The sequence below is a fragment of the Paenibacillus sp. N3.4 genome (genome assembly GCF_008017805.1).
Lineage (GTDB): Bacteria > Bacillota > Bacilli > Paenibacillales > NBRC-103111 > Paenibacillus_E.
In genome coordinates, this window is sequence record NZ_VRTT01000006.1 from 63,207 (window position 1) to 77,665 (window position 14,459).

Below are 14,459 nucleotides of genomic sequence, written 5' to 3' on the forward strand. Positions count from 1 at the left end.
CGGTTGAATGTTCAGAAACGTCAGAAGTACTTTCGTCACTGTCTACCGATTTTTTTAATGCGATCCCCTGCTCTTCCACCTTGTTGTCTTGCTCAAAATCAGTGTCGTCGATATCTCCGCATGTTCGGATCTCTACAGAATCTAAAATCAGTTTTTTTTTTGCTTTTCGATCTCAACTTCGTCCAGCTTAACTAACAATCCATGGTTCTTTAGGGCATCTTCCAACAATTTGATTTCTTCCGAATCGGTTGTTATCTTGTAAATGACCTTATGGTATAAAGATTCTCTTGCGGAAGCACCTTCGGCCACCGCATCTGACCAGTAGAAATACGAACGCATTCCAGCCACACCTTTAATCCCATTGGCCCGGGCTGATTTATCCAAAAGAATGATAATATCCGCTAAAATGCCCAAAACCTTTTCATTTCTATACTCGGTTTTGGCCATTGCCCGTTCGATCATGATTTCCTTGGTTGGCAGATCCATTTTTTCCGTGTGCTGAACCCTGTCACGCAGTGCTTCATTTAGTGGTCTAGTTCCTGCATAACTACGGTTAGTTGTGATAACCGCTATGAAATCTGTGTGTCTGCGTATGATTTCTGTGGGAAGGTTAATGCTCCCGTCCAGCTCTAAAGCAGAATTGAGTGCCATTAATACCGCTGCATCCCGAATAACGGTCGGTTCTTGAATTTCAAGAAGATATCCTTTTTGATAGGCTCTGACGATTTCGGAGGGGTAAAATCGATACTCCACGACTTCGTCCTCAGTATTTTGCGCTACCCTCTTCAGTAATTGTTTCATCTTTAAAGCAGCTTGCTCCTGTGTAACTCCGAGTACGTTCATCACGATTTCAGTTGTGCTTTGAAAACCATCGCTCTCATATAATGCTTTCAAAACGATTTGATCCGCTGACTCCACCTGCTCTAATCCTTCCGTTGAAATAACCGGCAAAATAGCGCCAATAATATCTGACTTATCCATATCGGCAAAACAGGTCACTTTCGTATACGGCAGCCCTAAATCAGCCGACAATGCCTTTGCTAATTGTGTTTTACCTGAGCCGGCATCACCTTCTAACAAAATATTGGCGATTTTCATTTCTCCGCGATGCCAATTACGCTTTATTTCTTTACAAATACGCCGTTCTTCTTCGCTGACTTTATGAGAGGACGGCTTTTTCCAGACAAGTTCTTCTTCTATCTCCGTTAATTGTCTTGAAGGTGACAAGACATATTCTTCATGGTTATTCATAACGCTGTTTACCTCCAAATTTTTCAATAACCCATTTCTTTTAAGAGACGGGATAATACATGAAGCCTTTCTCCAATCATTTCCCCATCGTCACTAAGAGCCTGAGCGAACAGCTTAATATCATTATCAATCATCGGATTATCTTCACATACGGCAACACTCATTGCATCCCCTTGCAGCCCAATACGATCAATCGTTGCGTTCTCTGGATCATACAGCTTAGGAAAACGATAGGCATCCTGGAAATGCAAGCTGCTTCTGCATATTAAAATGGCAAGATCAAGTACACGGTGCATAGGCAGCTCTTCGGATTGACGGGACCATTTCTCCCCTGTATATCTCCATACTTTTGCCGAAATATCGACCTTTCCCCGATCATTCCATTGGGCCAATCCAAGGGATAAACCCTTTGCATCCGTGTTCCTGGCGTATCTGCCATCAACCTGCTCATAATTTTCTGATACGATAACAGGTTTATGTTTTAAAGTAGTTGGTATTTTCATTTTTTAAACCCTCCATTTATGATTTACTAAATTACTGATTTACTAAATTACTAATTCATAATAACCTACAATTCACTATCAGTCAATCCGGTTATTTGACCAACCAAGCTATAGGATTGTGACATTGTTAGTATGCTTTATATGAATGAACAAACAAAAAAGACAACTGCCCACCGGCCGAAGTCTTCTTATTATTTGAACTTATGATAGTTTTATTAAACGCTCAAACGGAATATTGTTAGAAGTTGTCAAAGTTTGCGGCTTACGAAACTTACAAGAACTTTTAGCGTCTGATAAATAAACCGTAAGGCCGCAGATTTTCAATGGACGAACATCGTCGATAAGAACATTTTCAAAAAAATAAAATTTAGGAGTTGATCCTGTATGATGATTTTCTATTTTTTATTTATTTTAGCTGCCATTTTGAATATTTTCTTTCCTAGATTTGGTTGGTATATGAGATATGGCTGGATGGTAAAAGGTGAATCCGAACCAAGCGATGCTTATATTGTTATGAGTCGCATTAGCAGCATAATTATATTGATTGTTTTCTTGTTTGTGATTATTCCCATGTTTTCAAATTATTAATAAAAAAAGGCGATGCCAGCGTTACTGACACCACCTTCTTATTCGTTTTATTGAATCAATACCGAGAATAACTACTAGTATTCTCAAGCAGGCCTTTGTGTATGTTTCACAAACTTTCGGGTCAACCTGTTGTATTGCAGCAGCATGGCAGCCCGCCAAGGCAAGAGCATACCGAATGCGAGAATAAAGAAAAGCGCGCCCGTTTGCGGGATCGAAATAAATTGTTCGATGTAACTACGAAGCACCACGCGCAATGCCAGCAGCCCCAGCAGTACGAATATGAAATATTTGGATCGCTTAACGAACACTTCGCCGCCGCGCAGCTCCATCTTTGAACTGCGAATTAATGGATAAGAAAACAATAGCATACCAGCCAAAAACGCTAGCAAAGCCCACAGCGAGGGCACCCGGAAAACTGGTGACACAAACATGAGAAAGCCGGTACTCATTCCTAGAGTAGGCATAATGATTTTCATCGTGGAGACCGGTTTACTGCTTTTCCGTGAACGGACGAAGATGGCAAGGAGTGCCATCACGAACATACCGATGCTTGTTATCGTTTGGATATTAAGCGCTCTGAACTGTAGCATAACCATAACCCTCCTGTTCTATCATAAGAACCTCGATAAGATCATACTGATTATATATCTTCCAGCTTGGATTAGTCAAACGTGACTATTAGGTAATTAGGCTTTGCTTGTATGCCAAAAAGAGCAGGTTCTGCGCATTCAACGCAACACCCGCTCTTAATCAATGAAGGATCCCACAAAATTCCTATTCTTTTTTTAATTTTTCAATGACTAGAAGTAACCAGTTCCTTTCAGCTTGTTTACAAACAAGATGGTGTTCAATGGATAAATCTATTCCTCGTGAGAACGTATGTTTAGGGACCTTTTGTAATTCTTTGATTTGTTCTGTTAAATCATTTAACCGAACCATAAGACAATCTATCGTTTCCTCTTTGGAAAGATGGTCAAGAAACATAAGTCCAATATCACCTTTGAATGAGGAGTTGTCTTGTTCAGACAAATTCTTACGAAGGAGCTTGTAAAACTCTTGATCCCCACTCGGTGTAATGGAATACACTTTTCTTGGAGGTCGATTTCCTTCTTGATCCTCACGTACACTAATAAAATTAGCAGCCTTTAGCCTGTCCAATAAAGCATAAGCTGTTGCTTTTTTCATGGAGGTTATCCGACTCAAGTTTTTATCAATGAATTCATTGATTTGATAACCATGTAAGCTTTGGGATTTTAATATGCCAAGTAATAGCAGCGCTCGTTCGTCCATATGATTCCCCTCTACTTGTTTCTTTATAACGACAAAACTGATTTTTTTCGTTAGGAATCACTCGATATCATTCATTTTATCTTACCTTAATAGACGGATTTTATAAAGTTTCAGACGAGACAAAGATTATTTCAAAAAATAGTATGTGATTTGTTAGTTGATCCATGAACATGTGGAGTAGTTGTATGAAATTATATGTTAATGATACAATAAATAAGGGCATGTACCTATAGTTAAAAATTGAGGAGTGAATCCAATGTCTGTTGATGTTTATCTTAATTTTAATGGCAATTGTCGTGAAGCAGCTGAGTTTTACGCTGAGGTTTTTGGCACGGAGAAACCAAACATTATGACTTTTGGTCAGACACCGCCTAACCCAGAATATCCCCTTCCAGAAGAAGCGAAAGATTTAGTTATGCACACACGACTGAACATCGATGGCAGCAATGTTATGTTTTCAGATGTTTTTCCAGGTATGCCATTTGTTCCTGGGAACAACATAAGCCTCTCAATTGTCAATAATGATATTGAAAAAATTAAATCGCTTTTTCATAAATTAAAAGAAGGAGGCACCGTAAGCATGGAACTTCAGGAAACATTCTGGAGCAAATGTTACGGCAGTCTTAAAGACAAATTTGGAATTGAGTGGCTTTTCAACTATGAAAATGGCGAAATGAACATGTAATTTTTCAAAAAACATAACAAAAAGGAATATGGAACTTTTCTACTATAGAAGAGTTTCATATTCCTTTTTTGAGTTAATTCCACTATTTCGATTCATCCACGCCAATTTGATCCAAACTCCGAATTTTTGTGGCGATCCTCCCATACAATATCTTATGCTCTACCCATGAAAGGAGTATACGAGATGTATAGTTATCCCTTTTACAATGCTGCATCCAAATCCCCTTCGACGATCGAAGTGCTAGGTGAAGGTGCAGTGACAGCGACACCAGATAGGGCCATAGTCGTGCTTGGAGCCATTACAGAAGGAAATACTTTGCAACTGGTCCAAGCAGAAAATGCGAAGATTGTAACAAATATCATCCAATCCATGCAAAAAATAGGCATTCCCCTAGAGAAGATACAAACGAATGATTTTCGAATTGATACGCAGTACGATTATGTAGATGGGAAACAAATTTTTCGTGGCTATAGAGTGACCGATCTACTACAAATTACCACCGATAGATTAGACCAGTCAGGGCTCATTGTTGACACCGCTGTTGCCCAAGGAGCTAATTCGGTCTCAAGCATTCGATTCACACTGGCTCAACCTGAAGTGTACGCGAATCATGCCCTCTCACTTGCCATTCGAAATGCTCGGCAGAAGGCTGTAACTATCGCACAAACATTGGGAGTTAATATCGCTGCTGTCCCCTTTCGAATCCAAGAGCTCTCACGTTCAAATGAGCCAATGCCTTTCAAGGCAACTTTTCATGCGGAGAGTACGGGTACCCCTGTCCAGCCGGGAGAGCTCATGGTAAATGCCTCAGTACGAGCATGGTATTGTATTATCTAAGTTCGCTCTATTTCTAAAAAGTAGAGGAAACAGGGTTTTTTCGAGATGTTTTAGCATTCTATTACAAAATACGTGCCGTAAACATCGATCTGGCTACTCGGGTCCCGTTCGTCATGATCTCCATATCGATTTGCAAAATCTGCGGCTTCTTTCCACGATGGAAGGAATGATTTCGATAACGTCATCCATTTGCAGCGGAATAAGAAAATAACTGGAACAACTATCCAAGATGAGATCTCCTTTCTTTTGCTCCTGAACCGTGCGGTAAGCCGCACGAATCATAATCGTCGTCAGCACGCCCTCTGAGACCAAACCTTCAAAATTGGTCATTTGCGGTGTAACCGTTCCTTGGAAATACAGCTTGCCTTCCGCGTCTCGAAGTTCGTCGATTCCTGCATAGATTTGCACCTCGAACGTTTCCGCGTTCTGCGGTTGTCTTTGCATATGCTGCATGGCTTTCATGACATCTTTACGGCTAATGACGCTTATCATCTTGCGATCGCTATCTATAACGGGCAGCAGTTCAATACCTTCCCATACCATCGTATGTCCGGCTGAGGCTACCGATGTTTTCAGACTAATCATCAGCGGATTCGGTGTCATCAATGAGCCGATGGTTTGACTCGGCTTCGCACCTATAATATCCTTGGTCGTAATCATCCCAATCGGCATCTGTTTGTCATCGATAACAGGATACCGTGTATGCGTTGTTTCCTCCACAAGCTTTTGCATGTCTTTAACCGTGTCGGCAGCTAATAATGAGTAAATAGGGCTGTCTTTGCGCACGATGTCGTCTACAATCATAATTTTTTTCTTAATAAGACGGTCTTCCATAGCGCGGTTAATCATCGTGGCAACCGTGAATGTATCGTACGAGCTGCCTATAATCGGAAGCTGCAGTTCATCTGCCAGCTCCTTCACTTCAGGTGTTGTATCGAATCCGCCCGTAATCAACACGCCGGAACCTTGACTAAGTGCGCACATATGTGCTTGTACGCGATTGCCCACAATAAGCAAATTGCCTGCCTCAATATACTTCAGCATGGCTTCCAACTGCATAGCGCCGATAACGAATTTGTTCAACGACTTATGTATACCCGAAGATCCGCCAAGCACGATGCCTTCCACAACATTGACGATTTCGGCAAACGTCAATTTATCAATGACAGGTTCTTCTTTCTTCTCCATTCGAATCGTGCCGATCCGCCGTTTTGTGCTTACCAGTCCGATATTTTCCGCTTCTTTAATGGCACGATAAGCTGTTCCTTCACTCACATCCAGATCCTGAGCGATTTGCCTAACGGACAGTTTGGTACCCACAGCCAAAGATTCAATATATTTTGTAATTTGTTCATGCTTCGTAAGAAGCTCCGAATGGCCCGTGCTCATGGTTCACACCTCGCTGAACTGTTCTATAACATTTAAATAATTATATGATATTCAAATCAAAAAAGACAGAAGCTCTATTGCAAGCCTCTGTCATCACTTCACATTAATATGCTGTTACAAGTGTAGATACCCTTGTTCGGTTAAAAAAGACTCAAAGACAGGTGAAACCGTCATCTGGGTAAAAAGCACTTTCGCCAGATTAAACTTCCGTTGCTTGAGCAGTTCTTCACCAAGCATGGATTGGATTTTTGCCAATTCTTCCTCTTGAATCTGGTGATACAGTTCTACCGTTACTTTGCGCCCGTCATCCAAAATGCCAAGCGGATGGTGGATCCACTGCCACAACTGTGACCGTGATATTTCCGCTGTTGCCACATCTTCCATCAAGTGGTTGATCGGTACGGCACCGAAACCACGCAACCAAGCTTCTAAATATTGGATTCCAACACTGATGTTCGTCCGGATACCATTCTCTGTAATCGGCCCTTGCGGTACCTCCAATAGTTGCTCAGGGCAAATAACGACGCCAGATAATTGCCTTCCTATTTGATTAGGTGTCGGCATATGTTCATCGAATACCGCTTTCGCTACAGGTACTAATCCCGGATGAGCCACCCATGTTCCGTCGTGACCACTTGTCACCTCACGCAGCTTATCTGCTCGCACCTTCTCCATCGCTTCTTCGTTTGCTTGCGGATTATTCTTCACCGGAATCTGTGCGGCCATGCCGCCAATGCAAGGAGCATGACGCTTATGACAGGTTTGAATGGCGAGCAGTGAGTAAGCTTTCATAAATGGTGATTCCATCGTGACGAGTTTACGGTCGGGGACGATAACGAGAGGCTGCTTCTGCATTTTTTTAATATAACTGAATATATAATCCCACCTTCCGCAGTTCAACCCTGCACTATGTTCTCGAAGTTCATACAATATTTCATCCATTTCAAAAGCCGCGAGAATCGTCTCGATCAGCACCGTAGCTTTTATTGAGCCAGTCGGAATTCCTAGTACCTGCTGAGCAAAGATGAAAACCTCGTTCCAAAGTCGTGCTTCCAAATGGCTCTCCAGCTTGGGTAAGTAAAAATAAGGCCCGCTTCCTTGCTGAATCAGCAACTTTGCATTATGAAATAAGAATACGCCAAAATCAAATAATGAACCTGATACCGGATGCCGTCGACCTTCATATGCTTCTCTTCCAAATGCCAGCCCCTGGGACGAACTTTGAGTACTGCTGTCTGATCCTGAAGGCAATAGCTTTTCCCCTCTCCGCTGGTGAACGAAATTGTTCGACGAACAGCATCGTGCAGATTCACTTGCCCCTCCATCGTATTATTCCATGTCGGTGAATTCGCGTCCTCGAAGTCAGCCATATAAACGTAAGCGCCAGAGTTAAGCGCATTTATAACCATCTTCCGGTCGCGGCCGGACCTGTTATTTCGACACGACGGTCTTGCAAATCTGCAGGAAGTGGCGCTATCGTCCAATAGCTGTTGCGAATCTCTTCCGTTTCCAACAGGAAATCCGGCAGCTCTCCTTCATCTATTCGAGTTTGCCTCCACTTGCGCTGATCCATGAGCTCTCGCCGTTTGACTCTAAAGGTTCGCTCAAGTAACGCCACGAATGCGAGTACTTCAGGGGTAAGAATTCGCCGTTTCTCTTCTTCCAAAGTCAGATCTTCGAGTTCAATTCCCGTCATCATCGTTTGATCGATCAATATCCTCAGCTCCTTAGTCTTCTGTCATTGATATTAATGGGCAAATTGCTCCTCTTCCGTTGAACCGGAAAGCGCGGTTGTGGAGGAAGTGCCGCTTGTAATCACTTGGGATACTCCGTCAAAATAACCCGTTCCTACTTCACGTTGATGGCGTGTCGCTTCATAACCGCGAGCTTCGCTGGCAAATTCCGTCTGCTGAAACTGGGAGTAGGCAGCCATGCCACGATCTTTGTAATCGTGAGCAAGTTCGAACATACTGTGATTCAGGGAATGAAAGCCCGCCAAGGTTACGAATTGGAACTTATAACCCAGTTTGCCGAGCTCTTGCTGGAATTTTGCAATCGTAGGTTCATCTAGTTTCTTTTTCCAGTTAAACGAGGGCGAGCAGTTATAGGCGAGCATTTTTCCTGGAAATTTCTCATGAATAGCTTCGGCAAAACGTCTCGCTTCGGCAAGATTAGGTTCCGACGTTTCACACCAAACCATATCCGCATATGCGCATAAGCCAACCCTCGGGATATTGCTTGATCCAACCCTGCATGCACATAAAAGAATCCTTCAGGTGAACGTTCGCCAGTTAAAAACGCTCGATCATTGTCGTCAATGTCGCTAGTCAGGAGACTTGCTGCATTGGCATCCGTTCGGGCGATCAGCACCGTCTCCACACCCATGACATCTGCGGCCAGCCTTGCTGCGATTAGATTTTTCACGGCCTGCTGCGTTGGCAGCAGCACTTTGCCACCCAAATGACCGCATTTCTTTTCGGAGGAGAGCTGATCCTCGAAATGGACAGCGGCGGCTCCTGCTTCAATCATGCCCTTCATCAGTTCGAATACGTTTAGGGGTCCGCCGAAGCCTGCTTCCGCATCTGCCACGATGGGAAGATAGAAGTCGATGCTTCCCTTACCTTCCGCATGCTGGATTTGATCGGCGCGCTGCAATGCTTGATTTATTCTTTGCACCACGTTGGGTACACTGTTTGCTGGGTAAAGACTTTGATCGGGATACATATGACCGGATAAGTTCGCATCTGCGGCAACTTGCCAACCGCTTACATAAATGGCTTTAAGTCCTGCTTTCGCTTGTTGCACAGCTTGATTGCCGGTTAGAGCGCCAAGTGCGGGTACAAAGTCTTCTTCATTTATCCGCTCCCAAAATTTAAGTGCTCCCTGCTCAGCGAGTGTCTGTTCAATCAATACCGAGCCCCGTAAGCGAAGCACATCCTCAACAGAATAAGGTCGAGATATCCCTTCGAATCGCTTGGAATTCCAGCTCATTTGCAGTTGTTCGCGTTGACTTTGTTTGCTCATGATCATTTGCACTCCTTTATGATGGATGATTTTTAAAAGGAAACGTCTAGAAATCCGCTGCCGCCGCAAACTCGGCAAGTGTTAGGCCATAGTACACGGTCCTGACCAAAAGGGATCGATATCCCCTCTTTGTGAAAATGCTCGTCTGTGTTTCTCATTTCTTCTAATTCACCATTTCCTTGGCATGTTGGACAATCCATGGTTGCTTCCTCCTCGAATGTATTAATACAGATTCATTTTGTAATTTAATTTATAACACATTAATTCAATGTTTACAACGGTATTTTATAAAACATATAAATTTATTTTAAATGTACTATAACATTTAAAACAATACACACTCATGAGTATTCCCTTCTCGCACACAAGAAAAGCCTGCCGAATTTTCGGCAGGCTTCTCATTACATTTTATGACATTTACGACTGAACTTATCCCTTATCTGCTTCATAATCGAAGGCATAATGGAGTGTCAAAAACAAAGGTGATAAGGGATAGAATGCCGTTTCACCACATTCATCGTGTTCCGTAACTTTTTCCCGATTTGCAACAGCTCTTTGGAAGTCATAGGCCCGTAAATTTGCAAATTTCTTTCTTGCAGGCTCCATCGAAGATGCCAAGCTACTCATAAACATCTCTCCCTTCAACATTATCACAACTGTATTAATACATAAGTATAATATATTTTATATTATATAATTAACTGAAACACTTATGCAATAATATAAATTAAAAATTAATTATTATATATAAAAACCCACAATTAGTGCGCATAGATATAGGAAAAACCGTCAGTTCCCTGACGGTCCTCTTGGTTTAGCAAACATCCCTCATTGTGCCCCTGCTGTCAACCTTGACGCATATCCGTGCTCCAACAGCGTTAAGGTATTGCAAATTGCTTATTCATGCTCCTATCGCCTCATCTTGTCGAATAAGACCACTGGGTGTGCTTTTTCGCTCTTTCATGTGACTTTCAGGAGGAATTTCCTATCCATATGACCACGTAGCTTGCTTATTCGAGTTAAATCGGCCGCTCTCTCACCAATAAGCAATTCGGGTTACCTTATTGCTTGGATCAACCACGTAGACAGCACACAAACCCCTGATCTTGTCTTTCATACATAAAGGGTAAGCTTCGCTCACCCCAAAACCTCTAAATTCTTATAGGTAAAAGATCTAGTAATTTATAATAAGTTGAGGTGCATAAGTGCTGTCTTCTCCCCCGTAAATCTCCAGAACGTCAGAGGTGATGTCCGCCGGCGTAGTTGCTTTTAACCGAAGCTGTGTTCTACCTGTTTTATTAATATAAGCAAAAGCGCTGGACGGGAGGCTTACCTCCGTATAGGCGTTATTGGAAGTCGGTACGCTAATCGTCGCGATACTCGAGGCGGAGGCGACCGCTCCATAGTCGCCTTGCTCCAATCCGCTGACGGTACCAAAGAAACCATTTTTGATATCAATGCTTATGCTGCTTACTGTTCCTGAAAGTGCTTTGCGATAAATACGCAATTTGGCGCTAGTGATTGCTGCAGTACTCGGCAGGGAACTGGTATCAAAGGAGAGGATGGTCCTGTAAGTATCAATATTGGACATCCCTTTATCCCCCATTTTGTGAATCGAAGTACTTAAACCATCTGCCAATAATTGCCCAACAAAACCATCCTCGATGCCAATCGATGTATAAGTCGATGAATTTCCCCCCGTGCTGATGGTATACGTTTGTGAATGAACGGCCTCCACATTGCCTGCTGTATCTACACTAAAGTATTTCAAAGTGGTCGTATTGCTAATCGCGATTGCACTTGAATATTTAGTGGAGCTCGTATTAGGCGTACTGCCGTCTAAGGTATAGTACGTTGTTGCTGATTTATTGGACGAGAGTGTAACCGAGACCGGTGAGCTGAATGTCCCTCCAGCCGGTGAGGCTGTAGTTATAGGGGGTGTCGTATCAACGCCACCTCCACTATCCCCACCGCCATTCATCGGATGAGCCATAAAGAAATCATAGGATAGCTGAGTAGCATTCGGTCCTTGAGGATCAGTAAATGAACCCGAGCTGCTGCCACCGGACCAGGCATGCCCCATAGAGGTGACGGCATACTTTTGCATGACGATGCTGCCTGTAGTGCTGTCCTTATAGCTGTACACTGTATAACTGCGCCCCCCTGATCTCGTTCCATTTTGGGTACTGTCTGCTTGGTCGTTGATATTCTTGTTCGCTATCCCGTCTGATGCCATATCGTTAGTCTGCGCCCATTGGGAGATCACTTGGTTCCCGTTGACAGGATAGACGGTGTAATCAGACGTCCCGTGGAACACAATAACGGGTACGACTCTTTTATTGCTTCCCATTGCAGAATATGCGGCATTTCCTTGTGCAACCGGATCTGGACCGCCACTCATCATTGCAGTGTTGGCCGCAGTCAAGGTTGTTGCTGATTTATACTCCAAACCAGAGCTGACATTGATGGCGGCGAATAGATCAGGATAAGTGACGCCCATGATAACGGACATAGCCGCACCGGCAGATAACCCCGCCATATATATGCGATTACTGTCGATGGTATATTGGCTCTTCACCTGACCAACCATACCCGCTATAAGTGCCGGCTCTCCGCTTCCTCGGGATTGATGGGCCGGATCATACCAGTTCCAGCATTTATTTTGATTGGCGGATGACGGTTGATCAGGATAGATGACGATAAATTTTTTGGATTCAGCTAGCGTGTTCATCTGCGTGCCGGCAGCAAACTGATCTGGATCTTGTGTGCATCCATGCAGCATCACAATCATTGGAACTGCGGTACCCTGTTGGTAACCGCTCGGAACATATATCTTATAGGTTCTATTGTTGTAAGTTTGTGATGTGAAGGTCCCAGCTGCTTCGGCGGCAGGCATGATCGACATGATTAGGGCAGCCATTAGAGCGCTAACTATCCATTTGCGAATCATTTTTTTCATAAGGAATTCCTCCATTCGAATGGTTGTATCCGCTTACATTTTAAAGCGTCGAAATACTAGTAAAAATAGATTTATCTAACGATTTGAATTCCATCATCTCCTTAGCTCCCTATTTTCAGGTGACTTCTAGGAAAGCGCCTCTAAACAACACAATATCATGCCGGAGTTACTAATGAGTTACAAAAAATCCCAAAACAAAAAGCAATAACGACATTGCCGTCATTGCTTTTTGTTTTCAAGCTAGGTTAGGGCCGAACCCACAACGAACGTTAAATAGACAGACCACCATTCACTTCCAGCACAGTTCCATTCACATAGTCTGATTCGTGCGAGGCCAAGAACAAATACGCATAAGCAATGTCTATCGCTGTTCCCAGCCTGCGTAATGGTACTTTCTCAAGCATACCCTGCAGCACTTTCTCAGGTACGCTAGCTACCATGCCTGTGTGTACATAGCCTGGCGCTACCGCATTGACATTAATGCCTTTAAAGCCGAGCTCCTTAGCCCAAGTCTTAGTCACTCCGATGACTCCCGCTTTTGCTGCGGCGTAATTCGTCTGCCCGAGATTTCCTTGCACGCCCACAATGGAAGAGGTATTGATGATTTTGCCGCTGCCATTCTTTATCATATGGGGAGCTACCGTGCGGGTACAATAAAACACGCCGTTCAAATTCACATTCAGGACGCTATGCCATTGCTCGGGGGTCATTTTGGACAGCATGGCATCTTGCGTGATCCCCGCATTATTAATCAATATGTCGATTGCGCCATATTGCTCGGATACTTGGGCCACCATCTGCTCTACACTCTCTAGGGAAGACACATCCACCTTAAAAAAGCTAGCTTCCCCGCCAGCCTCCTGAATCAAACGTGCAGTCTCCAGACCGAACTGTTCATTAAATTCAGCAACCGCTACCTTGGCTCCTTGACTTGCAAACAGCAAACAAGCTTCTTTCCCAATCCCGCTGCCTCCGCCTGTAATTATGGCTGTTTTTCCAGCTAAACGCATCTGTCCACACTTCCCTTTTATTTATTCCAACACGAATTGAGCAATCTGATCCGACAGCCACTGGGCATCATCTATTTGCGGGGCATGACCAAAGCCTTTCCCTTCTGCGAGGGTCAAGCGTTCTCCTAGATCCTGAATGAGTTCTTCTGTCATTTGACGGGCAATAACGAGATCGTCCGTCCCTTGCACACAAAGTATTGGACAGCTTACACGTTTGAGAGCCCCTGTGCCTGGAGAACATTCATGCGGCTCATTGGTCATATTAAATATATTGAGCGCATGGTATACATCGATTAAATTGCGCTGGAGCAGCATCTCGTCTAAGTAAGCTTCATATCGCTTCTCAGATGGCTTGGCGGTACTGAACACAACTGCATCATAGATAGCGCGGAGCAAACCCTTATCCCCACGTTCAATCGCACTTTCCATCATACGAGACTTCTCTTGAGCAGCAATTTCATCCCAAGTCGTAAGTCGCCGCAACTCCGAAGACTTACCTTCAGCCTCTGCAGCATAAAACGGATACCCCCGCGTGGACATCGATGCCAGCAAAATAATAGCCCGAACACGGTCAGGTATCATCGATCCCAACTGCAAAGCTGCCCCTCCACCTGTCGACCAGCCGAGAATGGAGAACTGTGACCAGCCAACTGTATTTACAAACAACAACAAGTCTTCAGCGAAATCCTCAATATGGCGAATCGGTCGATGATAGGAAGAGAGCCCAAAGCCCCTTAAATCAACGGCAATAACTTGAAAACGCTTATCTAAAGTATCAAACAAGACATCGAAAAATAAGGAAGAGGACATGTTCCCATGCACGAGCAGAAGCGGTTCATCGCCGCCTGATCTTAGACGATAAGCCAAAGTTTCACCATTGCTGAGCTCCACTGATTTCAGTTCCACATCGTTCATCATTTTCA

Annotated in this window: 12 protein-coding genes and 3 pseudogenes; 3 read left to right on the plus strand and 12 right to left on the minus strand. The window is 43.7% G+C overall.

Translation table 11 applies throughout. The annotated features are described in order from the left end of the window. Nucleotides 1-147: 147 nt before the first annotated feature. Nucleotides 148-1,251, minus strand: coding sequence for an AAA family ATPase (locus FU659_RS05265; protein ID WP_147946592.1), 1,104 nt, complete (start codon nucleotides 1,249-1,251; stop codon nucleotides 148-150). Nucleotides 1,252-1,274: 23 nt separating this feature from the next. Continuing rightward, on the minus strand, nucleotides 1,275-1,754 hold the full coding sequence (locus FU659_RS05270) for a DUF6530 family protein (protein WP_147946593.1): 480 nt from the start codon (nucleotides 1,752-1,754) through the stop codon (nucleotides 1,275-1,277). 384 nt (nucleotides 1,755-2,138) lie between these two features. Between FU659_RS05270 and FU659_RS05275 the strand changes: the two genes are divergently transcribed. Further along, the gene (locus tag FU659_RS05275; protein WP_147946594.1) at nucleotides 2,139-2,342 is read left to right on the plus strand and encodes a DUF6199 family natural product biosynthesis protein; all 204 of its coding nucleotides are present in this window, start codon (nucleotides 2,139-2,141) and stop codon (nucleotides 2,340-2,342) included. A gap of 83 nt (nucleotides 2,343-2,425) precedes the next feature. Here FU659_RS05275 and FU659_RS05280 read toward each other — a convergent pair whose 3' ends face one another. Both FU659_RS05280 and FU659_RS05285 read right to left on the minus strand, forming a co-directional pair. Then, nucleotides 2,426-2,932 carry a CcdC family protein gene (locus FU659_RS05280; protein WP_147946595.1) on the minus strand — a complete coding sequence of 169 codons (507 nt, stop codon included), beginning with the start codon at nucleotides 2,930-2,932 and terminating at the stop codon, nucleotides 2,426-2,428. A 184-nt stretch (nucleotides 2,933-3,116) separates the two neighbouring features. Then, complete coding sequence (locus FU659_RS05285) at nucleotides 3,117-3,632, minus strand: PadR family transcriptional regulator (protein WP_147946596.1); 516 nt, start codon at nucleotides 3,630-3,632, stop codon at nucleotides 3,117-3,119. Between the two features lie 256 nt (nucleotides 3,633-3,888). On the opposite strand from FU659_RS05285, the gene FU659_RS05290 reads away from it, so the two are divergent. Then, the gene (locus FU659_RS05290) at nucleotides 3,889-4,317 is read left to right on the plus strand and encodes a VOC family protein (RefSeq protein WP_147946597.1); all 429 of its coding nucleotides are present in this window, start codon (nucleotides 3,889-3,891) and stop codon (nucleotides 4,315-4,317) included. 183 nt (nucleotides 4,318-4,500) lie between these two features. Continuing rightward, nucleotides 4,501-5,154 (plus strand): SIMPL domain-containing protein, encoded by a 654-nt coding sequence (locus FU659_RS05295; protein WP_261807628.1) that lies wholly within the window; start codon nucleotides 4,501-4,503, stop codon nucleotides 5,152-5,154. 61 nt (nucleotides 5,155-5,215) lie between these two features. Here FU659_RS05295 and FU659_RS05300 read toward each other — a convergent pair. The 8 genes and pseudogenes from FU659_RS05300 to phaZ all read right to left on the minus strand — a co-directional run bounded on the left by FU659_RS05300 (nucleotide 5,216) and on the right by phaZ (nucleotide 14,454). Then, nucleotides 5,216-6,543: pseudogene (locus tag FU659_RS05300) on the minus strand (DRTGG domain-containing protein). A 114-nt stretch (nucleotides 6,544-6,657) separates the two neighbouring features. After that, a pseudogene (gene aceB, locus FU659_RS05305) lies at nucleotides 6,658-8,242 on the minus strand (malate synthase A). A 48-nt stretch (nucleotides 8,243-8,290) separates the two neighbouring features. After that, nucleotides 8,291-9,567 (minus strand): annotated as a pseudogene (aceA, locus tag FU659_RS05310) (isocitrate lyase). Between the two features lie 32 nt (nucleotides 9,568-9,599). Then, nucleotides 9,600-9,767, minus strand: a complete 168-nt coding sequence (locus FU659_RS35130; protein WP_187273912.1) for a hypothetical protein — start codon at nucleotides 9,765-9,767, stop codon at nucleotides 9,600-9,602. A gap of 229 nt (nucleotides 9,768-9,996) precedes the next feature. After that, nucleotides 9,997-10,194 (minus strand): hypothetical protein, encoded by a 198-nt coding sequence (locus FU659_RS05315; protein ID WP_147946599.1) that lies wholly within the window; start codon nucleotides 10,192-10,194, stop codon nucleotides 9,997-9,999. A gap of 547 nt (nucleotides 10,195-10,741) precedes the next feature. After that, on the minus strand, nucleotides 10,742-12,526 hold the full coding sequence (locus tag FU659_RS05320; RefSeq protein ID WP_261807629.1) for an extracellular catalytic domain type 1 short-chain-length polyhydroxyalkanoate depolymerase: 1,785 nt from the start codon (nucleotides 12,524-12,526) through the stop codon (nucleotides 10,742-10,744). A gap of 269 nt (nucleotides 12,527-12,795) precedes the next feature. Continuing rightward, entirely contained in the window at nucleotides 12,796-13,536 is a 741-nt protein-coding gene (fabG, locus tag FU659_RS05325; RefSeq protein WP_147946600.1) for a 3-oxoacyl-ACP reductase FabG, read from the minus strand. Nucleotides 13,537-13,557: 21 nt separating this feature from the next. Beyond that, the gene (phaZ, locus tag FU659_RS05330) at nucleotides 13,558-14,454 is read right to left on the minus strand and encodes an intracellular short-chain-length polyhydroxyalkanoate depolymerase (RefSeq protein WP_187273913.1); all 897 of its coding nucleotides are present in this window, start codon (nucleotides 14,452-14,454) and stop codon (nucleotides 13,558-13,560) included. Between the last annotated feature and the right edge of the window lie 5 nt (nucleotides 14,455-14,459).